General features: G+C 36.1%; 19 protein-coding genes. 7 read left to right on the forward strand and 12 right to left on the reverse strand.

What is annotated here, in order from left to right:
* Positions 1 to 11 precede the first annotated feature (11 nt).
* The gene (locus WEEVI_RS10710) at positions 12 to 1,676 is read right to left on the reverse strand and encodes an OstA-like protein (protein ID WP_013599149.1); all 1,665 of its coding nucleotides are present in this window, start codon (positions 1,674 to 1,676) and stop codon (positions 12 to 14) included.
* 3 nt (positions 1,677 to 1,679) lie between these two features.
* Positions 1,680 to 2,126 carry a Fur family transcriptional regulator gene (locus tag WEEVI_RS10715; protein ID WP_013599150.1) on the reverse strand — a complete coding sequence of 149 codons (447 nt, stop codon included), beginning with the start codon at positions 2,124 to 2,126 and terminating at the stop codon, positions 1,680 to 1,682.
* 126 nt (positions 2,127 to 2,252) lie between these two features.
* On the opposite strand from WEEVI_RS10715, the gene WEEVI_RS10720 reads away from it, so the two are divergent.
* The 3 genes from WEEVI_RS10720 (at position 2,253) to WEEVI_RS10730 (ending at position 8,013) form a co-directional block, all read left to right on the forward strand.
* Positions 2,253 to 4,571, forward strand: coding sequence for an ATP-dependent helicase (locus WEEVI_RS10720; RefSeq protein ID WP_013599151.1), 2,319 nt, complete (start codon positions 2,253 to 2,255; stop codon positions 4,569 to 4,571).
* A gap of 127 nt (positions 4,572 to 4,698) precedes the next feature.
* The gene (locus tag WEEVI_RS10725) at positions 4,699 to 6,186 is read left to right on the forward strand and encodes an alanine/glycine:cation symporter family protein (protein WP_013599152.1); all 1,488 of its coding nucleotides are present in this window, start codon (positions 4,699 to 4,701) and stop codon (positions 6,184 to 6,186) included.
* Positions 6,187 to 6,435: 249 nt separating this feature from the next.
* Complete coding sequence (locus WEEVI_RS10730) at positions 6,436 to 8,013, forward strand: GMC family oxidoreductase N-terminal domain-containing protein (RefSeq protein ID WP_013599153.1); 1,578 nt, start codon at positions 6,436 to 6,438, stop codon at positions 8,011 to 8,013.
* Between the two features lie 291 nt (positions 8,014 to 8,304).
* Here WEEVI_RS10730 and WEEVI_RS10735 read toward each other — a convergent pair whose 3' ends face one another.
* From WEEVI_RS10735 to WEEVI_RS10765, 7 genes are read right to left on the reverse strand one after another with little or no spacing between them, the layout of a single operon-like run.
* Positions 8,305 to 9,915, reverse strand: coding sequence for a S8 family serine peptidase (locus tag WEEVI_RS10735; protein WP_013599154.1), 1,611 nt, complete (start codon positions 9,913 to 9,915; stop codon positions 8,305 to 8,307).
* Between the two features lie 6 nt (positions 9,916 to 9,921).
* The gene (locus WEEVI_RS10740) at positions 9,922 to 10,530 is read right to left on the reverse strand and encodes a WbqC family protein (protein WP_013599155.1); all 609 of its coding nucleotides are present in this window, start codon (positions 10,528 to 10,530) and stop codon (positions 9,922 to 9,924) included.
* Positions 10,530 to 12,095: a signal peptidase I gene (lepB, locus tag WEEVI_RS10745; protein WP_013599156.1), complete on the reverse strand. Its 1,566-nt coding sequence runs from the start codon at positions 12,093 to 12,095 to the stop codon at positions 10,530 to 10,532. The genes WEEVI_RS10740 and lepB overlap by 1 nt, the downstream gene beginning before the upstream one ends.
* Positions 12,096 to 12,121: 26 nt before the next feature.
* Positions 12,122 to 12,823: a 4-hydroxy-tetrahydrodipicolinate reductase gene (gene dapB / locus WEEVI_RS10750; protein ID WP_013599157.1), complete on the reverse strand. Its 702-nt coding sequence runs from the start codon at positions 12,821 to 12,823 to the stop codon at positions 12,122 to 12,124.
* Positions 12,824 to 12,835: 12 nt separating this feature from the next.
* The gene (locus WEEVI_RS10755) at positions 12,836 to 13,417 is read right to left on the reverse strand and encodes a DUF5683 domain-containing protein (RefSeq protein WP_013599158.1); all 582 of its coding nucleotides are present in this window, start codon (positions 13,415 to 13,417) and stop codon (positions 12,836 to 12,838) included.
* Positions 13,407 to 14,303 carry a ParB/RepB/Spo0J family partition protein gene (locus WEEVI_RS10760; RefSeq protein ID WP_013599159.1) on the reverse strand — a complete coding sequence of 299 codons (897 nt, stop codon included), beginning with the start codon at positions 14,301 to 14,303 and terminating at the stop codon, positions 13,407 to 13,409. Before WEEVI_RS10760 ends, WEEVI_RS10755 begins: the two co-directional genes overlap by 11 nt.
* 2 nt (positions 14,304 to 14,305) lie before the next feature.
* Positions 14,306 to 15,079, reverse strand: coding sequence for a ParA family protein (locus tag WEEVI_RS10765; RefSeq protein ID WP_013599160.1), 774 nt, complete (start codon positions 15,077 to 15,079; stop codon positions 14,306 to 14,308).
* A 386-nt stretch (positions 15,080 to 15,465) separates the two neighbouring features.
* On the opposite strand from WEEVI_RS10765, the gene WEEVI_RS10770 reads away from it, so the two are divergent.
* The 3 genes from WEEVI_RS10770 (at position 15,466) to glsA (ending at position 19,006) form a co-directional block, all read left to right on the forward strand.
* Positions 15,466 to 16,860, forward strand: a complete 1,395-nt coding sequence (locus tag WEEVI_RS10770) for a type III PLP-dependent enzyme domain-containing protein (RefSeq protein WP_013599161.1) — start codon at positions 15,466 to 15,468, stop codon at positions 16,858 to 16,860.
* Positions 16,861 to 16,885: 25 nt separating this feature from the next.
* Positions 16,886 to 17,860 carry a deoxyhypusine synthase family protein gene (locus WEEVI_RS10775; protein ID WP_013599162.1) on the forward strand — a complete coding sequence of 325 codons (975 nt, stop codon included), beginning with the start codon at positions 16,886 to 16,888 and terminating at the stop codon, positions 17,858 to 17,860.
* Positions 17,861 to 18,010: 150 nt separating this feature from the next.
* Positions 18,011 to 19,006 carry a glutaminase A gene (gene glsA, locus WEEVI_RS10780; protein ID WP_013599163.1) on the forward strand — a complete coding sequence of 332 codons (996 nt, stop codon included), beginning with the start codon at positions 18,011 to 18,013 and terminating at the stop codon, positions 19,004 to 19,006.
* A 50-nt stretch (positions 19,007 to 19,056) separates the two neighbouring features.
* Here glsA and WEEVI_RS10785 read toward each other — a convergent pair whose 3' ends face one another.
* Complete coding sequence (locus tag WEEVI_RS10785; RefSeq protein ID WP_052295782.1) at positions 19,057 to 19,395, reverse strand: FKBP-type peptidyl-prolyl cis-trans isomerase; 339 nt, start codon at positions 19,393 to 19,395, stop codon at positions 19,057 to 19,059.
* A gap of 575 nt (positions 19,396 to 19,970) precedes the next feature.
* Between WEEVI_RS10785 and WEEVI_RS11045 the strand changes: the two genes are divergently transcribed.
* Positions 19,971 to 22,586: a T9SS-dependent M36 family metallopeptidase gene (locus tag WEEVI_RS11045; RefSeq protein WP_013599164.1), complete on the forward strand. Its 2,616-nt coding sequence runs from the start codon at positions 19,971 to 19,973 to the stop codon at positions 22,584 to 22,586.
* Between the two features lie 80 nt (positions 22,587 to 22,666).
* Here WEEVI_RS11045 and WEEVI_RS10795 read toward each other — a convergent pair whose 3' ends face one another.
* Positions 22,667 to 23,761 carry a redoxin domain-containing protein gene (locus tag WEEVI_RS10795; RefSeq protein WP_013599165.1) on the reverse strand — a complete coding sequence of 365 codons (1,095 nt, stop codon included), beginning with the start codon at positions 23,759 to 23,761 and terminating at the stop codon, positions 22,667 to 22,669.
* A gap of 385 nt (positions 23,762 to 24,146) precedes the next feature.
* A complete protein-coding gene (locus tag WEEVI_RS10800; RefSeq protein WP_013599166.1) occupies positions 24,147 to 24,677 on the reverse strand; it encodes an adenine phosphoribosyltransferase in 531 nt (176 codons plus the stop codon).
* Positions 24,678 to 25,124: the final 447 nt, after the last annotated feature.

Consider the following 25,124-nt stretch of genomic DNA (forward strand, 5'->3'; position numbering starts at 1 on the left):
CATGTGTTTTTTTATTTAGTGGTTGTAGGTTTGGATAAGAAAATATCTCGCCAATGCAACATACGTTCACCTCCACGCCAATTGAATCCTTGTAAATAACGCAATTCCTCTGGAAATTCTTTTTCTGGATATAATTTTCCATTGGATTGAATTCTGCAAGCTACTATATGCAATTCACGTCCTACCAAATCGGCTTCTATCATCCCACAGGTAGAATGATTGATACCTATTCGATCTTTTATTTTGGTTTTCGGGTCTTCTTCATCCATATAAGAAAGTCCCATTGCATTGCCTTCTACACTTACATAATCTAATTGGTTGTCGAGATAATAAGCCAATATTTTTCTTCCTTTTACTTGGTTGAATTCATTGTCTTTTAGCGAATCTACCTTTGCTATAGCAAAGGCTGCCCCTACAACATGCAAGGAATCTATTTTTTCGGTTTTCGGATTGGTGTAACCATAGATAACATCACCGGTTATTTGATTTTCACCACTCCAAACAATAGGATCTTTTAGCAATTCGAGCAATCCGTTTTGTTGATTATATACCAAAGAATCTGCCTTACCATTGATATTCGACTTATAGAACCTAGCTTGATGATAAGCTCTAACCAAACTCGTCGAATCTTTTCTTCTTACGGCAACTAACGTATCGGCATGTACATAAAAAGAATCCTTTTCAAACGCCTTCACTGCATAAGCGTTTTTGGTAACAAAAGCAGAGTCGAGTGCTTTGTAGACCTCGGCATAATCTCCTTTGATGAATCTTTTTTCCTGAGGATCATCCATCAAAATATCACCTTTTGCCCAACCAAAACCAGATTTTTCATTGTAAAAAATGGTATCACCAATCAACATTTTTCCTTCGCTAAAAACCTGAGAACGATCATATAAAAATGCTTCACCTGAAGTTTTATTAAAGGTACCATTTCGCGTAATAATATATTGGGTAGGATTTTTTCTGTTAGTAATTTTACTTTGATCTCTAAAAGTCGTTATGCCCGTGGTTTGATTATTCGACATGTTTTTAGAGAAAATCAAATAATCTTTATTGGTTATGTATACATCTGAACCAAAATCAGATGCCTTGGTATTGGTGTTGTACACAATATGACTCGACTCGATTACCGACCCATCGTTTCCGGTAACTTTTGTGAGAGTATTAGAAAAAGCAATACTAGTTTTTCGATTATACTCTATTGCACTTGTTTCTACGCGTTGATTGGGATTTATCATCACCACATCTCCTCTTGCATAGGCTATTTCTGTCGTGCGATTATAATCCATTTCGTTGGCCGTAATGGTATTTTGTGGATCTGTAAAACGTGCATTTCCTTTGGCTTTGGCAATTGTTGTATTGCCATCGTACTCCATATAATCGGCTGAAATAGTTTTTTCTTGTTCTACTACTCGAACGCGAGACCAAGCTACAAAAAAGTTTTCTTTCTGATAAAAAACCGCACTATCAGCTGTTAGTATTGTACCCTTATGATCAAATTGCACATTACCGGTGAGTATTTGATTACCTTTGAAACGATCTGGATCTCGCTCTAGTTTGTCTGCAGCAATCAATTTTAGCTTAGTTTTTCCTTCTTTATTTTTTGGGGTTTGTGCCAGAGCATTTCCGACCGACAAAAAAAGGAAAAACCATAAAAATAGTGAATAGATCCGCATGGATTAATTGTTCTTTTTACCGTAAAAATACAAGGAGTGGTTTTCAATTGTAATGTCGAAAATTTCTTCGATAGTCTTTTTTATAGTTTGTATTCGTGGATCACAAAACTCTAAAACTTCGCCCGTATCGGTAAGAATAATATGGTCGTGATTTTTATCAAAATATGATTTCTCGTAATGGGCTTGCTGGTCACCAAACTGATGTTTGCGTACTAATTTGGCTTCCATCAAAAGCTCGATTGTATTGTATAAAGTTGCTCTACTTACGCGGTATTTTTTATTTTTCATCATGATATATAACATATCAATATCAAAATGATCATCGGTAAAGTAAATTTCCTCTAAAATTGCATAACGCTCGGGAGTTTTACGATGTCCATTCTCTTCTAAAAACTTGGTAAATACCTGTTTTACAATTTCGTAGTTTTTTAATTTTACTGAATCTTCCACAATCGATTAAATTTGCGTAAAGTTAAATAAAATTTCTCTAATAAAGCTAGTTCGCTTTTTTAGAAAAATAACGAAAAGCATACGACAGTTTTCACAAACCTAGCAACATTGCTTATCTTTGCAAAGATGGAAAATTATCTAGAACAACTCAACGAGCCACAACGTTTGGCTGTAGAAGCTACAGAAGGCCCAGTAATGATTATCGCTGGTGCGGGATCCGGAAAAACTCGCGTACTCACCTATCGTATTGCTCATTTGATGAATAAAGGGGTTGATCCGTTTAATATATTGTCGCTCACTTTTACCAATAAAGCGGCTCGTGAAATGAAAGAAAGAATCTCTTCTGTGGTGGGTGCCTCCGAAGCCAAAAATCTATGGATGGGAACATTCCACTCGGTATTTGCCAGAATCCTTCGGACAGAAGCTCCGCTATTGGGTTACCCTTCTAACTTTACGATTTACGATCAACAAGATGCAGTAAGCGTAATGAGCAAAGTTATTAACGAATTGCAACTCGATAAAGATATTTATAAACCTAAACAAGTATTGAATAGAATATCGCAATTCAAAAACAACTTGATTACGGTTCGCGCATATTTCAATAATCCACAACTAATAGAAGCCGATACCGAAGCGATGAAACCTCGTATGGGTGATATTTACAAGGCCTATGTCGATCGCTGTTATAAATCTGGTGCTATGGATTTTGACGACTTGTTGCTACGTACAAATGAGATTTTGACTTGCTTCCCTGAGGTGTTAGCCAAATACCAAGATCGTTTTAGATACATAATGGTGGATGAGTATCAAGACACCAACCACTCTCAATACCTTATCGTGAAAGCATTGGCCTCACGCTACGAAAATGTTTGTGTAGTTGGAGATGATGCACAGAGTATTTATGCTTTTCGCGGGGCAAATATTAGAAATATTTTATCATTTCAGAAAGATTATCCAGACGCAAAAGTATTCCCATTAGAACAAAATTATCGCTCCACAAAGATCATTGTTGGAGCAGCCAATCAGTTGATTGCACACAACCAGGATCAACTAAAGAAAAATGTTTGGACAGACAATGAAGAAGGTGATAAAATAACTGTATATCGTGCTTTGTCTGATGCGGATGAGGCTCGTTATATTGCATCACGAATCTTCGAAACACAAATGTCGGAGCAACTTCCTTTAAGTGATTTTGCTATTCTATATAGAACCAATGCCCAATCGCGTGCATTAGAAGAGGCATTGAGGAAAAAAGGTATTCCCTATCGTGTTTTTGGTGGAATATCTTTCTATCAACGTAAAGAGATAAAAGATATGGTGAGCTATATGCGCTTGCTAATCAATCAAAATGATGAAGAAGCTCTTTTGCGTGTAATCAATTATCCAGCAAGAGGAATTGGTCAAACAACGATTAACAAACTTTTGTTAGCAGCTAACCAATACAATATTCATATTTTCCAATTATTAGAAAACATCCAATTTTACGCACCAAATATAAGTATAAATACAGCAACAGCTAATAAACTGAACGATTTTGCTGTGATGATTAAGCGCTTCCAATTGATGTTGCAAACTCATGATGTCTATGAAGTTACCATGGAATTGGCCAAAAGCACAAAATTCTTGAGTACACTAAAAGAAGACGACACACCCGAAGGTATTTCTCGCTTAGAAAACGTGCAAGAATTACTAAACTCGATTCAGGGGTATGTAGACGAACAAAAACAATTAGAAGATGGCGACCCTTCTCTGGCCGGATTTTTAGAAAATATTGCTTTGGCGACAGACGCCGATACAGATAACGATGACACAGAAAAGGTAAGTTTGATGACGGTTCACTTGGCTAAAGGGCTAGAATTCCCACATGTTTTCATAGCTGGTCTAGAAGAAAACCTCTTTCCATCGATGATGAATCTCAATACCCGACAAGATTTAGAAGAAGAAAGACGCTTATTTTATGTAGCACTTACACGCGCAGAAAAAAATGCCTATCTCACCTATTCAGTTTCACGATTTCGGTGGGGAAAAATTATCGATAGTGAACCCTCACGATTTTTAGAAGAGATAGATGACAATCACCTACAATGGATAAATCTGAATGTAGGTTTACCAATGAATCGCAGTGGACTAGATGCTTCTCTTTTTGGTGATTTACCAAGCAAAGAGAAATCCCCTACCAAAGCCCGCCTTCGCCCTACAACAGAAAAAAATACAATAACAAAACCTGCAAACCTAAAACCAATTGATAGTGTGAAAACACCAACTTCGGGTACGAATGCCCTAAATTTACAAGTGGGCAATGTAGTGATGCACGATCGATTTGGGCGAGGTTTGGTAAAAGAAATACAAGGAGATCCGCAAGATGCAAAAGCTATTATTATATTTGATCATGCTGGAGAGAAAAAATTATTGTTAAACTTTGCTAAACTTAAAATACTGAATTGATTACATTGTTTTGTAGTCAATTCAGTTTTGAAATAAAACGTTCTTTTCGAGAGGTTTTTTCAATAACATGAGAAATATTAGTTTTTTTTTATCATTTTAGCATAACAAAAAATTAACACACTTTCGAATGGACGAACTCATTAATTCCATAAGCAATCTCGTATGGTCGCAAGCACTTATTGCATTGTGCGGACTTGCAGGTTTGTACTTCACAATCCGCTTAAGATTCATACAAATTACACAGATCAAGAATATGTTACGGCTACTCTTTAGTAGCCAAAACTCCAAAGAAGGTATTACACCCTTTCAAGCCTTTTCGTTGGCCATCTCTGGAAGAGTCGGCACAGGGAATATTATTGGCGTTGCTACAGCCATAGCAATGGGCGGACCTGGAGCCATATTTTGGATGTGGATTATTGCTTTTATAGGAAGTACATCTGCTTTTGTAGAAGCTACTTTAGGGCAAGTTTATAAGCAAGAAGTAGACGGCCAATACCGTGGAGGTCCTGCCTACTATATAGAAAAAGGTTTGGGTATAAAATGGTATGCAGTACTTTTTGCTATCATAACCATTATCAGTTGTGGCTTACTGTTGCCCGGTATACAATCCAATAGTATTTACTCTTCCATAAACAATATAATTAAAGTAGATATTTACCACATAGCAGGCATTCCATTCAATATCATTGGCTTAATTATAATTATTTTATTAGGTATAATCATTATCGGGGGAGTAAAACGATTGGGTAAAACATCAGAGTTGATAGTCCCTTTTATGGCCGGAGCTTATATTATCATGGCTATAATAATTGTAGCTTATCATTATGAAAGAATACCAGAGACTCTCTCCCTTATTGTACGATCGGCTTTCAATAGCGAACCATTATACGGAGGTGTATTCGGATATGCAATTGCTTGGGGAGTGAAAAGAGGAATTTACTCGAACGAAGCTGGCCAAGGAACTGCTCCTCATGTTGCAGCAGCAGCAGAAGTTAGACATCCAGCCGAACAAGGCTTGGTACAAGCTTTCTCGGTTTATATAGACACCTTATTTGTCTGCACCATGACGGCTTTTATGATTCTATTTACTGGAAAATACAACGTGAATAACCCCGAAACAACCAACCAATACATCACAGAAAATCTTCCTGGCATTGATTATACAGGCTTTACACAAGCCGCAGTTTCTTCACACTTCCCTAGTTTTGGCAATACCTTTGTTGCCGCAGCTCTTTTCTTTTTTGCATTTACAACAATCATGGCCTATTATTATTATGCAGAAACCAACATTACGTATATTTTCCAAAAAAAGAAAAATAAGAAAATTTATATTTGGATTCTACGCGTAGGATTTCTTTTAGCCACATATTACGGAACCGTAAAAACTGCCGAAACAGCATGGGCTATTGGCGATATCGGTGTCGGCACGATGGCTTGGGTAAACGTGATTGCAATTTTATTACTGAGTAATGTCGGTATAAAAGTATGGAATGATTATTACAAGAAAAGAAAAAAGGGTATCAAAAAGCCTGATTTCGACCCGAAAGCGATCGGAATTAATAATGCTTTATTTTGGGAGAAAAGAATAAACGACCTAAATAAAAAACAAGACTAAAACTATCCTCATAAAACATTATACAAGAAAAACAGGAAAAAACAACCTGTTTTTTTTTTGTATTTTTCACCTAAAACAATCTTGAAGAAATGAGAATTTATACGTTTTCTTGTAATCAATGTTTATAAATTTCTACCGATAAAACAGATAATCCCTCCTCTACTTTAGGTATGATTTTGGCATTATTCCAAAAAAAACGAGTAATTTAGTCAATATGACGATACTAAACGAATAACCGAAAATCAACAAATGAATAGAAAAAGTTTCATCAGAAAAACTTCATTAGGTTTGGGTGGATTATTTTTATATAAGCCTATGTCATTATTTAGTAAAACAAAACCAAAAAAAGAACCGATAGAAAAACCAATTATTATAATAGGATCTGGCTATGGAGGTGCCGTTGCTGCCTTGCGACTTTGCGAAGCTGGGAAAAAAGTCTGCCTATTAGAAATGGGACTCAACTGGGAAAAATCGGGTGAAAAATTCTCACCTATGACACATCCTGGTAAAAGTGCTGCATGGCTACGGAAAAAAACCATTGCACCATTTTTCAATATATTTCCACTGAAACCATTCACAGGTACACTCGATCGATTGGACTATAAAAACATCAAAATTTGGGTAGGACGTGGTGTAGGCGGTGGATCTCTAGTAAATGGCGGAATGGCTGTATTACCGAAAAAAAACTATTTCAAAGAAATATTTCCAACTCTAGACGTTGATCTTTTTTACAACAAGTATTTTCCATTAGCACAACAAGAACTAAAGGTCAATGTGGCAGATGAAGAATTCTTGCAATCCTGCTCATATTATAAATTTAATAAAGTAGGTGAAAAAGAAGCTCAGAAAGCTGGTTACAAAACCATACGTGTACCAAATGTGTACAATTTTAAGTATATGGAGGCAGAGTATGAAAACAAAGTGCCTCGTTCTGCTTTGGCAGGAGAAGTGATTTACGGGAACAATCATGGTAAATATTCATTAGATAAAACTTATCTAAAAAAAGCAGATGCTACCGGAAATCTAGAGATTTTGGATTTACATCAAGTAAAGAGTATTGCTTTGAATTCTGATCATTCGTATACACTTTCGGTAGACCAAATCAACACTTCTGGTGAAATTGTACAGGTGAAAGAAATGCGTTGTCAGAAATTAATCTTAGCAGCAGGCACCATGGGGAGTTTAGAATTGTTACTACGCTCTCAGGCCAAAAATCAACTTCCGTTAGATGAACATATTGGTAAAATGTGGGGCAATAATGGAAATTTCATGACTGGCAGAAATTGGGTAAAAGCATTTTCTGGTGGCAATGGCTATCTGCACTCCACTATTCCTGTGGGCGGAATAGACAACTGGGACGACCCTAAATATCCATTCTTTGCCGAAATTGCACCCTTACCAATGGGGATGAACGTAGCTACAAGCTTATATCTAATTATTAATAAACTAGACAAATATGGCGAAGTAACTTATCATCCTACCGAAGATAAATTAGACTTGAAATGGGATCTTTCACACACAAAGAAAATGAAGGAAAACGCTCGGCATTTCATCAAGAAAATGAATCGTACCAATGGCGGTACACGTGCTCACTTTTTGTTTCATAATGGTTTTGGTCACGATATTTGTTATCATCCATTGGGTGGTATTGTTCTCGAAAAGGCAACCAACCCATACGGAAAACTTAATTTACATAAGAATCTCTTCGTTTTAGATGGTTCTCTGATTCCGGGGAGCATCGGTGTAAATCCTTTTTTAACGATTACTGCTCTTGTCGAATATTGTATAGAACATTTATTACAATCAAAAGAGTTTGAAACGGTATAAAACATTTTTAAAGAATAAATCGCTTTACTTCTTTTTCTGCATTGCAAAAACTAGTAAGCATTCGGTCTTTTACGATACCTATAGTAGATAATAATTTTAGATTTTCAGCAAAAACGAAACTGGTTGCCGAACAAACTATTGCTCAAGAAATGCACTATTTCGTGATGTTGCTTTATGTTCATTAGAAATCTTTTATTCTAGGTCTAAAGTATTTAACAAAAAAACTCTCAACACAATGTTGGTGCTGAGAGTTTAGCTAAAATTTTCGTGAAAGATAGAAATTAAGAAAGTTTATTTCAATCTGCGTTGTTTATAAATTTCTTCGGCACGCTGAACAGCATTGTAAGAGTCAACTACTCCACCTGACACAGAAATATCTTTCAATTGATCGTTTTTATTGACAGTTTCCATCAAAATTGTACGAATATCTTGTGCAGTTAGTTTAGGGTAGTGCGACCAAACCAAGGCAGCAACTCCTGCTACTGCAGGTGACGCCATAGACGTACCGTTCAAGAATCGATATTCTGTAACACCTGGATAAGGAGCATAAATTTCTGCACCTGGTCCAAAAACGTCCACCGATTTAATTCCATAATTAGAGAAACGAGCTTTCAGATTTTCACTTACGCGCGTACTTGCTCCTACAGTAAGAACAGATTTACTCACCGCTCCTTGCTCATTGAAATTAGTAGGATAATGGATATGTGTATCGATATCTTCGTTGCTATTTCCGGCTGCTTTTACGATTAAGACATTTTTATCAGAAGCGTATTTGAAGGCATCCAAAACCAACTTTTTATCAGGTGAATACGATTTCCCGAAAGACATATTCAAGATTTTCGCACCATTATCTACTGCATAACGAATAGCATTGGCTACATCTTTGTCGCGTTCATCACCATTTGGTACCATGCGTACAGACATTATTTTCACATGATTTCCACCCGCAGTACCTTCTGTTCCTTTTCCGTTACCACGAACTGCAGCGATTATACCAGCTACGTGTGTACCATGAGAAGATTCTGGTCCGTTCGAATCATTATTTCCATAAATACGTTGAGTATTATCTTCGTAATTATCAACTTTAAGTTCTGCACGTGGATCTAGATTGATGTTGTAATGTGCATTTACCGAAGATTGATAACGCTCTACTTGGGCTTTTGCTACACCCAAATAACGATCTGCCACTTCTTTCATGGTTTTTCCTTCCCAATCCTTAACAGTCATTTCATTAAAAACCCAAAGCGTTTGCAGAACTTGCATATCATCGGTTTTGTAATTTTTCATGATCGTTTCGGAAAGTTTCGTATCGCCAAAAGTGTTGATCAATTTCGTGAATCCAGGTTCTAAGTTTGTGTATTTAGCTTGAGCGATGGCTAAATTATACTTGTCTTTTCCTAATTTTGCATTGTATTCTTTTTTGATACTTTCGTAGGCTTGAAATTCTTGTGAAAATTTTTTCTGATTAGCCAGGTTTACTTCGGCATTTGGCGTATCAAAAAGTGCTTGATATTTTTTATATAATCGGGTAACTTCTAGAGTATCATCATTATAATTTACCCCAAATTCATTACCCAAAAAAGACCACCCATGGATATCATCGATGTATCCATTTTTGTCGTCATCTTTTCCGTTACCTGCAATTTCTTTAGGATTCACCCACATATTATCTTTTAGGTCTTCGTGGAAGTGCTCTACTCCAGAGTCTAGAACTCCGACAACTAAGGTTTGTGGTTTACGATTTTTTGATTTTAAGAAATCCAATGCTTTTTGGGTATTTACACCATAAACGCCTGTTGCATGATAATCTGCATGGTACCATGTTTCTTTTGGTACTTCTGTTTGGGCTTGTACAAAATGGGCAGAAAATAAAATCCCAACGGCAAGAATTAATTTTTTCATATTTACTTAACTTAAATTTTTTTTTATATTTTTTAAATAGGTAGAAGCAGCAGGTCCTTCATTAAAGAGTAGGTCTAAGATACTTAAATTTGACTGAAATTCGAATTTACCATCAAAAACCTGATAATATTCTGGCAAAGTTATTCGCTCTTCTTTGGCTTTGAATAGGTCTCTATAATCGTTTTCTTCTTCTACGGTTTCGTATTGGTCTGTCAACGAATAGGTCACTTCTAATTTTAGTTTCGATTGAATAAAATCGATTGTTTTCAGATTCAGATCCAACAAATACTTTTCTTGCTTCTCGTAAATTGGTGCCAAATCGTCTTCGTAGAATTCGAAATAAGGCGAACTTTTATAGGCTGCTACCAACGACTTGAAGTGTTCTTTTTGCCAATCGTAATCGTACGATGGTTGAATATCTTTCATTTGTCTTTGACCATTGTGCAAAATTGGGATGGCTAATCGCAACACACCATTTGCTCCAAGAACTAAACATCGATTACGATAGGTTTGTTTTTGGAAATTCTCGTGCTTCTCGATGAGATAATTTTCGGTTTGTACCATTCGGGCAAAATAATCGATGGGCCCGAAGTAAAATGCCGGAAATAGTTTCATTAATCAAATTTTTTATTTTCTTTTCGTCTTTTTCTATCCTTATAAAAATCATATCCTAACCATAAAATTAGGGCAAATAAAACATAAATTCCGTAGGATTTTTTATCAGGATTGTCATTGTTTATCGACGTAAATGCACGTTCCCATAAGAATTTTCTAGGAGCTGGCTCAAACATTCCGTTGGCATTCATCCATATAAGGATAGGACGACCTATGATATGATCTTCTGGTACGTATCCAAAGAAGCGCCCATCCAAAGATTGGTTTCGGTTATCTCCCATCATAAAGAAATAATCTTGCTGAATCTTATATTTATTCGTTTTTTCATCGTTTATCATCACCTCGAATTTTCCGTTGGTAGAATCTACAACTAATTTATTTTGTTCGTACTTGCGAATTAGATTGATGTATTGCGGCAAAGTTTCTTTATTAATTTCTACTACGTCGCCTTTTTTCGGAATGTATAATGGTCCGTACTGATCTTCGTTCCATGGTTTATTAACTGGGAAAATAGTGTACGTACTGTCGATCGTTCCATCTTTTCTGATGTATTCTGCTTTGTCGTTTAGATGTCTAGAGATTTGTTCTACTGATAAAACATTTGTGTTTTTTCGGAACGAGGAAACAATCGGATCTGATAAGCCTTCGAACACATACACAAACTGATTGCTGATGTTTTGCAAACGATAATCGTGTGGCAATAAACCATAATCATCATAAAGTAATTTATCGCTAAACGGTGCTTTTGTGATTACTTGATAACGATGTTGTACTAGAGCATCTCTTTTGGGGATGAATTTTTTTCCATTCACATACAAAACTCCATTCGATATTTTTAGCGTATCTCCTGGCATTCCGACCAAACGTTTTACGTATGCATCTTTTCTGTCGATTGCAGAATAAACCGAATCGGTAGGATAATTGAAAACGACAATATCATTAGACTTCAGATCTCTCCAACCTGGCAAACGCATATAGGGCAAGCGTGCCTTATCGATAAACATATCTCGATTGATAAACTCAGAATAAGGTATACCGAAAGGTGTTAGAGGAACTCGAGCTCCGTAACTTACTTTTTCTACAAACAATGCATCCCCTATTTTGATGGTATTTTCCATCGATCCAGTTGGCACAATCATTGGTTGCACAAACCAGTTATGGATTAGTGTTGCCAAAACAATAGCGAAAATAAGAGCAGACACGATTGTAGATTTTCTTTTTTCTGGTCCTATGTACTTCGGTTTTTCAACGTAATTCAGATAAAAAGTATATAATCCTAGCGTAAGAACCATGATCACTTTATCTTTGATTTCGATTTTACCAAAACTATCGGCTAAATCGACAAGTAAAATCAACCAAAAGATTGGTCCTACAATTGGGATGTAAAATAAGATAATCCACCACTTTGGTCGTTGAATAATGTCTAGTCCACGCCAAATATTAAGAAAAGGTACAAAGGCTTCCCATGATTTTTTACCCGCTAATTTATAAAGATTGAAGGTTGCAGCCCCGAATAGGAGATTAAAGATAATAAATCCGACCAACCAGTAAATAAATATAGTCATAATTTGTTCTATGTAGGTTTTATTGTTTATATTCCTAAAACGTCTTTCATTCCAAAAACGCCTTTTTTTCCACTCAACCATTCGGCTGCAATGACCGCTCCTAAAGCAAAACCTTTTCTGCTGTGCGCTGTATGAGTTAATTGCAGGCTATCGATTGCCGAAGTGTAGGTAACACTGTGTGTTCCTGGGACTTCATCTACTCTCAACGCACGGACAGGAATGGTAGTAGGAGATTTTTCGGTCATAGACCAATTTTCATAATCAGAATAAGCCAAAAGATGTTCTGCCAAGGTAATCGCTGTACCGCTTGGGGCATCTAATTTTTGGGTATGATGAACTTCTTCTATTTCTATCTGATAGTCGTTTTTATAAGGACGCATCAACTCTGCGAAGCGTTTACTGAGCTCAAAAAAAAGATTAACTCCTAAGCTAAAATTAGAAGCGGTTACCAATGCGCCATTTTTTTCTTTCACAAAACTATCAATCTCATTCTTGCTATCACTCCAACCTGTTGTTCCAGAAACAGTTGGCAACCCCAACTCAATTAAAGCTTTTATATTATTTACAGCTGCATTGGGTTGTGTAAATTCGATAGCTATCTCGGCATTGTTTATATCTTCTTTGGTTGGAAGGTGATTGATTCTTGCTACCACTTCATGGCCGCGTTCTACCAAAATCTCTTCGATTGCTTTTCCCATTTTTCCGTATCCGACTAGGGCAACTTTCATGATTATATTGAATTAAAATTTAAAATTTAATGCAAATCCATATTGAGCTTGCATCCTATTTTGATCGTAAATTATGGTTGGCTTAATCGCCAAATCTGGATCACTTTTTATACCAAAAAGATGAGCATCTACCGATGCGTCTACCACATTGAGGATGTATACAAGCGTAGTAACTGCAATCGCATAATCTCGATATCTTTTTTTCTCATCTTGGATCACGCCCAATTGTTCGGCTGTCAAACGGTCATATCCTGTTGGTATGTCGTGTATACGACCATCGAGTTTGGCAGTGTAATAGCCTCTGAAATCTTTGTATTGTTTATTATAATATAAGGTGAAACCAACGCCTGCTCCTAAAAGACCCCAAACGATTGGTGCTTTCCACCATTTTTCGTTATAAATCTGTCCCAAACCAGGTACTACAGCTGAATACAATGAAGCTCTCATCGGGCTTTTTGCACCAAGAGTATCTTGCCGAATAGGGACACTATCGGTTTGCACGTTGTTCATTTGCAAGCTATCGCTTATCTCTACCTGTGCATTGACCATATAACTCCCACACAAAAAAAGAAGTAAGAGTACTTTATTTTGCATCTTCTAAAAACTTACGTAAACGTTCGAAATCTTCATCTGAAGTGAAGTTTAGGATTATCTTCCCTTTTCCATTTTTTGCTCTTTTAATTTCTACTTTGGTTTTGAGAGATTCTCCAATCGAATCCAAAGCTACTTGATATTGCGCTGGTAATTCTGCAACGGTTTTATTGACTTTTTGTTTGTCCTCTTTCAAAGATTTGATGAGGTTTTCGGTTTCACGTACCGACAAGTTATCTTTAATAATCCGCTCGTATATGGCGAATTGTTGATCGAGATTCTCAACAGCAATCAATGCACGTCCGTGCCCCATAGAGATCATTCCATCTCGAATTCCGGTTTGGATTATCGGATCTAATTTTAGTAAACGTAAATAATTGGTGATAGAACTTCGATCTTTCCCTACTCGCTTACTCAATTCTTCTTGTGTCAGTTGGACGTCTTCTATCAACTGTCTATACGATAAGGCGATTTCTATAGCATCTAAATCTTGGCGTTGGATATTTTCTACCAAAGCCATCTCGAGCATTTCTTGGTCATTGGCCAAGCGTACATATGCTGGGATGGTATCTTTACCAGCCAATTGCGAGGCTCTAAAACGTCTTTCGCCCGAAATCAATTCATACGTTCCTTGTATAGTTTTACGTACCGTAATGGGCTGAATAACCCCCAACGATTCGATTGATGTAACCAAGTCTTCCATCGACTGTTTATCGAATTTGGTTCTTGGTTGCCAAGGGTTTGCAACGATTTTATCGAGATCGATTTCTAAAATATTCCCCACCAAATTTTTAGCTCCTTCATCCGATGCCGAATTCACATTCGGTTCATCCTTCAACAAGGCCGAAAGACCGCGACCTAAACGGTTGTTTTTATTTGGTTTTGCCATGATTACTCTGTGTCGTTATTATTGATTAAAAACTCACGGGCTAAATTTAAATAATTTTCTGCACCTTTACTATCTGCATCGTACTGAATAATTGTCTCACCAAAACTTGGTGCTTCTGATAAACGCACATTTCGTTGAATTATCGTCTTGAAAACCATTTGTGGAAAATGATTGTTGACCTCATCTACCACTTGGTTTGATAAACGCAAACGAGAATCATACATCGTGAGCAATAATCCTTCGATATCCAATTCTTTGTTGTGATACTGTTGAACTCCTTTTATGGTATTGAGTAGCTTCCCTAAACCTTCTAACGCAAAATATTCACATTGGATTGGTACAATTACCGAGTCGGCAGCCGTAAGTGCATTGAGCGTGATTAGGCCCAATGATGGTGCACAATCGATAATAATATAATCGTATCGATTTTTGATTTCTTGCAATGCATTGCGCAACATGTATTCACGTTCTTCGTAGTCGACGATTTCTATTTCTGCTGCCACCAAATCTACATGAGCCGGAATAAGGTCTAAATTGGGTGTTTCGGTTTGTAGAATAACTTCCGAGGCCAAAACTTGATTCTCTAACACCTCATAAGTACCTCGCTCTACAGTTTCAGGATCTATACCCAAAGCAGAAGTTGCGTTGGCCTGTGGATCGGCATCTATTAACAATACTTTCTTTTCTAATACCCCAAGAGAAGCAGCTAAATTTACGGCTGTTGTGGTTTTCCCTACTCCTCCTTTTTGGTTAGCAATAGCAATTATTTTCCCCATAATTTATTCTGAAAACGACTTCAAAAATACAACAAATCAACGACTGACTTCTTATCGAATTGATAAATTTATAAACATCCTGCCAAAGATTTGATTTTTCAGAGATTACAAATTAATAAAAATAATTTATTAAGAAAAACTTAAACACATCTAGAATCTACATAAGACTTGGATAATTCGTGTATATTTGCATAGCATTGTTTAATGGAAAACAAACATTTTTATAATAAAAGATTAGTAACCTAAAAACACATTTTTTAAATTGATAAAACAATCTGGTTATATGTACAATGGTGTATTTTATGCATTGAGGGTTTAAAGAATAAGCATCTAAAAATCAAAAACTATTCGTAATTACATCTTTATAACTTTTAACAACAAAAAAAATGAAAACAAAATACATCGATCTCATTACACAATCTTTTGATTTTCCGCAGGAAGAATTTGATTTGGTAGGAGAAAATCTACATTTCAATGGTATTGATTTAATGAAATTGATAGAGGAACATGGCACTCCACTAAAGTTTACTTATTTGCCCAAAATTTCGCAAAACATCCAGCGAGCTAAATCATGGTTCAATGATGCGCGCAAAAAATTAAACTATCAAGGAACCTATAACTATTGTTATTGCACCAAAAGTTCGCACTTTCGTCATATTATAAAAGAAGCACTAAAAAATGATATCCATATCGAAACTTCGTCTGCATACGACATCAATATCGTAGAAAGCCTCCTGAATGAAGGGCTGATGAACCACGATCAGTACGTGATTTGTAACGGATTCAAGCGAGAAGAATATGTAGAAAACATTGCTCGACTAATCAATAATGGACACCGAAAAACCATAACAGTTATCGACAACTATGAGGAAGTTGAACTTTTTTCGGATGCCATAGAAGGAGATTTTGAAATTGGGATCCGAATTGCCTCTGAAGAAGAACCTAAGTTTGAGTTTTATACATCTCGACTAGGGATTGGCTATAAAGATATTGTGCCTTTTTACAACAATATGGTGAAACCCAATGAACGCATCAAAGTAAAAATGCTTCATTTCTTTATCAACACCGGTATCAAAGACAACTCTTATTACTGGAACGAGTTGGTGAAATGTTTACGTGTCTATGTAAACCTGAAAAAAGTTTGCCCAGAACTTGATAGCCTAAATATCGGAGGAGGTTTTCCTATTAAAAACTCTCTAACCTTCGAATATGACTATGCTTATATGGCCGAAGAAATTTTGGGTCAGATCAAGAAATTCTGTGACGAAGAAGGAATCCCTGTCCCAAATATATTTACCGAATTTGGCAGCTTCACAGTTGGAGAAAGTGGCGGAATGATTTATAAAGTATTGTACCAAAAGAAACAAAACGACAAAGAATATTGGGACATGATTGATTCTTCTTTCATGACTACCCTACCAGACGCTTGGGCAATCTCTAAACGTTTTGTGATGCTACCACTCAACCGCTGGTATGATACGTATGAACGCGTTTTGTTAGGAGGATTAACTTGTGATTCGGACGATTATTACAACTCAGAACAACACGTAAACGCGATTTATTTACCCAAATACGACTCGGCAAAACCTCTGTACATTGGCTTCTTCAACACGGGTGCGTATCAAGACAACATTTCGGGTTTTGATGGAGTGCATCATTGCCTGATCCCTCAGCCAAAATATATTTTGATCGATGAAAACTATCAGGTAGAGGTTTTCTATCAAGAACAAGACTACCAAAGCGTACTAAAAAAATTAGGTTACCGATTAATCGAAGAATAAAATTTTTATTAAAAAAAAACTAAAAATGACAAAAGGACCAATCAGTCAGTTTATAGAACATAACTATAGACACTTTAATGCAGCTGCCCTGATGGATGCTGCAAAAGGGTATGAACAACATTTATTAGAAGGTGGCAAAATGCTAATTTCATTAGGTGGAGCGATGTCTACTGCAGAACTAGGTATTTCTTTGGCCGAAATGATTCGTCAAGATAAAGTACATATTATCTCTTGTACTGGTGCCAACTTAGAAGAAGATGTTATGAATTTGGTTGCACACTCACACTACAAAAGAATCCCGAATTATCGTGATCTTACACCAGAGCAAGAGCGTGAATTATTAGACTCACACTTCAATCGTGTAACTGACACCTGTATCCCAGAAGAAGAAGCGTTCCGTCGTTTACAAAAACACTTGGAAGATGTTTGGCATGCAGCGGAAGAAAAAGGAGAGCGTTATTTACCACACGAATTCCTATACCAAGTAGTAAATTCTGGAGTTTTAGAGCAGTATTATGAAATCGACCCTAAGGACTCTTGGATTGTTGCTGCAGCAGAGAAAAACTTACCAATTGTATGTCCTGGTTGGGAAGATTCTACCACTGGAAATATTTTTGCTTCGAATGTTATCAAAGGAAATCTGAAAGCTTCTACAGTGAAATCTGGTATCGAATACATGGTGTACTTAACCGAATGGTATCGGGCAAACTCTGACGGGAAAGGTGTAGGATTCTTCCAAATTGGAGGGGGTATTTCTGGAGATTTTCCGATATGTGTTGTCCCGATGATGTACCAAGATCTAGAATGGACAGATGTGCCTTTCTGGTCTTATTTCTGCCAAATCTCTGATTCTACTACCTCATACGGCTCATATTCCGGAGCCGTGCCAAATGAAAAAATTACATGGGGGAAACTAGATGTAGATACGCCAAAATTCATCATTGAGTCGGATGCGACTATCGTTGCTCCATTGGTTTTTGCTTGGGTTTTAGGAAAATAATTTTTTTATAATAAAAACCATTCATATCAACAGCACGAAGTCTTTCTTCGTGCTTTTTTTATTGGTCCTAGTAGAGATCCAAACTCGAATCCTTATCTTTGGTTTCTTAATTGGATTTGTTTCCATCCAAAACTATAATTCTATTTCGAAATGTATAAAACGATATCTTTTCTCAGTATTGCTATCTTTTATATTCTGTCTACACCATCGACGATTGTTTGCGGACAGAACAAAATAATCGATAAAAAAGTAATGCTGCATTTAGTCAATAAACATAAACTCGCTTTTACGCAAGGCAAAGTAGCAGATTATATTCCAGAATTAGGCAAAGCCAACCCAAAAGCTGTTGCATTTTCTATCACAAACGAAAACGGTGAAACATGGAGTGTTGGTGATAATAAACAGAAATTTACAATCCAAAGTATTTCTAAATTAATTGCTTTGATGTTGGCAGTAGAAGAAAATGGCGAAGAAAAGGTTTTTACACAAATGGGCTATTATGGGACCCATCATCCTTTCAACTATTTTGCCAATTTAGACCACAACGGTCGTCCACTCAATCCGATGATGAATGCAGGGGCCATCTACACAACCTCTCTGATAGCAGGAGACGCAGACGAACCTTATCAGAAAATATTGGCTAGAATTCGATACATTACCAATAATCCGAAAATAGATATTAATCCGACTATTTACGAATCTGAAAAAGCTACTGGATACCGAAATCGTGGTATGTTTTATTTAATGAAAAATTATGGTATGATCGAAAAAGAAGAAGAAGTACTGAACAATTATTTCCGTCAATGTTCGATAGAAATTGATGTGGAAGATTTATCAAAAATAGCTTATTTCATTGCCAATCAAGGAACGAGATACGACGGAGATAAAACACACTACAACAAAGAACTCATGCAATTGATACAAGCACAAATGCTCACGGCTGGTATGTACGAGTTTAGCGGCGAATATGCTCGCACGATTGCTTTGCCAAGTAAATCGGGGGTTGGTGGCGGAATTATTGCTACGGTTCCCAACAAAATAGGAATTGCAGTATACAACCCTTCTCTAGATGAGCACGGCAATTCGCTGGTAGGTTATTTAATTCTAAAGGATTTTGTTCAGGAATATTCGTTAGGAATTTTTTAAGCGATTGTGGAAAACCTTCGGAATTTTTAGATTTCATTTCACTCAAAATATTATTCATCGAGTATCGCAATTAATTCTACCTGAAAAACCAAGGTAGATTGCGGGCCAATATATTGATTGAGTTCTTGATTTCCGTACGCCAACGCTGGGGGCAAAACAAGCGTCCATTTACTCCCGACTAGCATCTGTGTCAGGGCTTGTCTCCAACCTTTGATTACTTTATCGAGCGAGAAAGAAGCAGGTTTATTTCTATTGACCGAACTATCGAAAACCTCACCATGAATTGTAGTTCCGTGGTAATGACACAACACTTTGCTCGTTGCATTTGGGATTACACCTGTACCCATTTTATCAACTTTTACCAGCAATCCATTTTCTTCTTTTTTCACACTAAGATCTTCTGAAAATTGTGCTCAAAAGCATTTCCTTCTGCTGTATTCTTTATCGCTAACTCTTCTTTTCGCTTTTTCAAAACTTCTGCTATTCCCATAGTTCTATATTATTACAGAAATACACTTATTTTTTTTTAATTTAATTAAATATAATCATCAGTTTGATAATAAACTAATTACATTTTTTATAATTAATTATAAAGAAAGTACTACTTCTACTGCTGTATAGTAGTTAATTTGGTTAATAAACTTTATTATCATCAAGCGGAGTAAATTCTATACTTGAAATTAGTATTAAAAAACAATTTCGTAAAAAATAATATTTATTTACCATTACATCCACTTGATATGAGAATATATTGCAGAAAAATCTTTCTTTTTTTATATACGACTTCCATACGTTTGGATAAAAAATTCTAAATACAATTCTAAATACAATTCTAAATAATTCACATTTTCCCTAAATAAAGCCAAATAAAATTATCAACTTAATGAAAAAATCGACAGAAAAAGTTTTTTTCTCAAGGTTAAAAAGTTTATTTTTAGCGCTAAAAAATTAACACATATTTAAAATGAAGAAAAAATTTCTACTACTGTCTACAATCGTATTGATGAGCCAAATCTCTTTAGCACAAGATCATCGAAACTTAATTGATCAATATTTGCATCAAAATCAATTATCCCAAGCAAGTAGCTCTATTCAATATCAAGTTGTAGAAACTATTCCGAATGAAAAAAATTCTACCGAACGTGTATATATACAATATGAACATAACGGAATCCCAATTTACAATGCGTACGGAAATTTCTTGGTACAAAACAACCAAGTGATACATTTTGCAGGTATGGTAGATACCCAGCTGAACAAACCTTTTCCTGCACAAAAAAGCTCTCTAACCGATGTTGTATTATTAGACAAGTTAGCTTCTCATTTCGGAGTTTCCGTAAAAGAGAATACAAAAAAGAGTACAGAAACTGGCGTTTTTCCAGTTGATCAACATGAAGTAAAATTGTATTATTTCTTAGATCAGAAAAACCAATATCATTTAGTAAAAGAGTTTATGGTTGCTGTAAAAACGGTTAACGAAAATGATGTGTACATAGCTTTGCTCGATGCGCATTCTGGAGAAATATTAGATTTACACAACTCTACTTTGTCGTGTGATTTTCATCCAGACTTTCATCAAAACACAACAAGAATTGCCGAAAAACGTCCGTCATTCGACTGGTTAAAAGAAGCTTTTTCTACGTCAGAAAACAACCCACAATATAAAGTTTTTCCTTTACCCTACGAGTCACCTTCACATGGGAATGCACAAACCGTAAACTTTTCTACCGTTGCCAATGTTACTGCTTCACCGGAAGGTTGGCATAAATACGGCAATAAAGAAGAAGATGCTACCTACGGCAACAATGTTCGTGCTGCATACGACCACAACTCTACTGGATACAACACCTATTCAGGTGCCTCTGTAACCTTGGATGGAAAAGTTTACAGTAAAAATGGAGATTATGATTTCAGCTACGATTATCAGTTCGGGAAACATCCTTTCAAATCTAAAGAAGCCGCTACAGTAAATCTTTTCTACACGAACAACATGATGCACGACATTATGTACAATTATGGTTTTGATGAAAAAAGTGGAAATTTCCAGAAATCTAATTTTGGTAATGGAGGAACCGGAAATGATGAGGTAATTGCTCTTGCACAGACACGTTTTAATGAAGGAGTTCTGAATAACGCAACCTTCGCAACCTTACCCGACGGGTATATTGCTCGCATGGCTATGTATCTTTGGAATCCACCAACAAATTATACAGAAAATTTGGTAAGCATTTTCTCACCTTCTGATATTGCTGGTGATTACACTGCAAAAGAAGCTCAGTTTGGCAATAAAATAGATGATCAGATCAATGCTAATTTTATCTTAGTAAAAACCACCGACGGAACGAACGAAGGCTGTAGCACACCAACCAATGCAGCTGAAATCAACAACAACATTGCCATCATTACTCGTGGAAATTGTAATTTTGTAACGAAGGTGAAAAATGCACAAGACGCAGGTGCAAAAGGTGTTATCGTCGTAAACAATGATAATGGTGTCCCTATCGCAATGGGCGGAACAGATAGCTCTATAACGATTCCTTCGGTGATGATAACAAAAGAGCTAGGTGATAAAATCAAATCAAAATTAAACTCAAACATAACAGTAACAGGAAGCCTAAACGCTAGCGACACCCCTTATTATGATGGTTCCTTGGATAATGGCGTTATCGCACACGAGTACGGACACGGAATCTCTACTCGTTTAACTGGCCCACTTACCACGAGTGCTTGTTTACGCAACAAGGAACAAATGGGTGAAGGATGGAGTGATTTCTTTGGATATATCCTCACGATGCAACCAGAAGACAAAGGTACGGATGCCCGTGGAATTGGGACATATGTAACTGATCAGCCTACAACGGGAAGAGGAATCCGACCTACAGCTTATAGCACAGACATGAGCGTAAACCCTGCAACGTACGATAATCTAAAAACTTATGGAGACTCCTCAAACGAATCGCCACATAGAACTGGTTACGTTTGGGCAACAATGCTTTGGGATATGACATGGAAATTGATAGACAAGTATGGTTTCTCGCCAGACATTTACAACGGTGATAAAGGAAATAATATTTCTCTACAATTGGTAATGGATGGAATGAAAAACCAACCATGTAACCCAGGTTTTGTAGATGGTCGTGACGCAATTTTGGCTGCTGACATTGCTAACTACAATGGAGAAAACCAATGTGAAATTTGGCAAGCCTTCGCTCGCCGTGGTTTAGGATATGGAGCAAGTCAAGGTAGTTCCGACTCTCGAGTTGATGGAGTTTCTTCGTTCGAGATGCCACCTGCAGAGGTGTTGGATTGCAAAACGATGAACACGACAAACTATAAACTATCTAGTCTTTATATGTTTCCGAATCCAGCCAAAGACATGGTTTATTTTGCAGATGAAAACTTAGGAAATTCGATCAAAATTGAAGTGTCTGACGTAACCGGAAAGTCGGTTATGAATGCCGAATTGAAAGTAAAAGCTAATCGGGCAGAATTCGATACTTCTTCACTTTCGAAAGGTCTTTATATCCTAAAAATCACAACGAATAAGGAAGTCACAACCAAGAAATTGATTAAAAACTAATCTATTTCGATACTCTATAAAAAATGCGATGTTCAAAAATAAACATCGCATTTTTTATATGGATTTTTCCCATCAACATCTTATGAATGCTTTTTAATCAATTCTTCTAAAATCGATGGAAATCTCTCTTCATCTTCAAAAGTAAAATTATCATTGGCATACAAAACCGTATTGTCCTTGGATAAAATATAAGTAGCTCTATTACTGTATCCTAGAGGGTTGTAGGCATTGTATAAGCGCGCTATCGAATAATCTTCATCATTGAGATAAATAATCCGATCGGTTTTCAGTGCTTTTTTCCACAACTTAAGCAAAGCCGGCGTCGAACTCGAAATTGCATACATCTCTACTTCTTTCATCGCTGGATGATGATCGATGAGTTGGATTTGAGTTGCACAACTCATCCCGGCCGTATGATTGACTTTGGCAAAATCTGATACTACCTCTCCACTAAAAGCAGCTGGATAAAAAGTTATCACCTTAAATTTATCGGTGATGGAAGAAAGATTTCTAGCTCTACCTGAAGTATCTTCTACATCCTCCAACAGAAAATCAGGTGCTTTCTCGCCTATTTTTAACGGTGTTTGTTTGGATGGTCGAGTATTTTTTAATAATCCTAAATGTATTTTTATTTTATCTTCTAAGGGTTTTAAGTGCTCTCCTTGTGCTCGGTAATCTTTGTCTATAGCCAAAATTTTATAGTTTTTATCGAGTAAGTATACTATAGAGCTTGGTGTTTCTTCCTGTGATGATAAACTTAATTGCTGACCGAAATGGGAAGTTTTCATCTGAAATACATCCACCCCCAAAGCTCGATAAACCATCCCTGTCGGGTCGTACATTCTATTATCTTGTACAAAGGGTGCTTCCCAAGAGTTTCTAGGTTGAGAAGTGTTGGGAGCAAGGGCATTTACAACATAAATAACCTCTATTTTAGGTTTGTTTTCTTGTTGCTGAAAAGCCAGACCATCGGTAAAGTAATATTTAAGAGAAGTGGTCAACATAGGAGCATAACTATTATCCGAAGCCAATGATGGGGCGAGAACCACAATTGTAGCATCGGATTGTGGATTGTATTTTTCTATTAACTGAATAGGAAACAATTCACCTACTTTTTTCTGAGCCTGTAAACCACAACTTACTAAAACGCAAATACCTAGGATATATTTTTTCATAACAATAGAATGTATATACAACAAAATTCACTTCCCTAAAATACAGTAAATTTTAGAATGATACAGTTTTTAACAATTTTTTATTTAGAAGATATATACCTCATATAGTACATTATATTAAATCAATTCATTGCGCTATCAATTGTAGTGGATAGGTATTCTAAACAAAGACTTTTTATAAATAAGTCAGGACTATTCTTAGTAATCACTTATGCAATCTAATCAGAAAAACTTAATCTAATTCTGTGTTATTTTTTTCAGAGATATTTGCGTATACGATTTTGGTTCATTGTTGTGGTTACTATAACCTAAGAAAAACTAAAAAAGCCTGAATTATTTCAGACTTTTTTATATCCCTACCTGTTATTATTTGTATTACAAAAAATCAATACGATGTAAGACAAACAATATCTTCTGTAAACGATTTTAGTTTTTTCTCTCCTTCTAAATAATTCAATGCTGCGATAAAAGAAAATTGAGTAACTACGCCTCCACATTTTTCTACCAACCATGCTGCAGCTTCTGCGGTCCCGCCTGTTGCCAAAACATCATCATGGATCATCACTCGCATCCCGGGTTGAATAACATTCTCTTTTAGTTCTATAGTTGCTGACCCGTATTCTAGCTCATAGGTTTGTGCCACAATAGGCGGAGGTAATTTGCCTGCTTTACGTATCATTACAAAAGGAATATTCAACTCATGCGCAATTTGCACACCATATAAAAAACCACGGCTTTCTATACCACAAACCAAATCTACTTTTCCTTTGGCTTTTTCGGTAAACCCTTGAATAATTTCACGCGACAAAACAGGATCTAAAAACAAAGGAGAAATATCCTTGTACTGAATACCTTCACTCGGAAAGTCGGGTATGTTTTCAATGGTTTGATCTATTTTTTCTTTTAGCAAGTTCATGATAATCGTTTATTTTCTTGCGCAAGGTATGAAATTATTTTTTTTGAATAAATAATACTTTCATTTATGTAATAATGACAAGTTAAAAATTTTAACATTTCATAAAGCTTTACTTCACTTAAATCGCATTACAAATTACAAATCATTACTTTACATTATTTTTACAAAAACCTTACAAAGGCTTAATAATCATTCTAAAACTTGTCTATCAATCAATTATAAGCATTATTCAATATAGAATAGCAGTCAAGTAAATGTAAAATATTTTGCTTATTTTTGTTAAGCCTTATCAACAGGAAGTTAGAGGCTATAAGAAGGTGTTTTTGTTGTTTTTTATATACCAAATATTTTTTGTTTTATCAAGTTGGACTCTATTTTTTTTATCAAAAAATTGTCCACATATTTGCTCCGAAAGATGATGAAAAACCAACCCCTTCATTATCAATA

The organism is Weeksella virosa DSM 16922, from assembly GCF_000189415.1.
Classification (GTDB): domain Bacteria; phylum Bacteroidota; class Bacteroidia; order Flavobacteriales; family Weeksellaceae; genus Weeksella; species Weeksella virosa.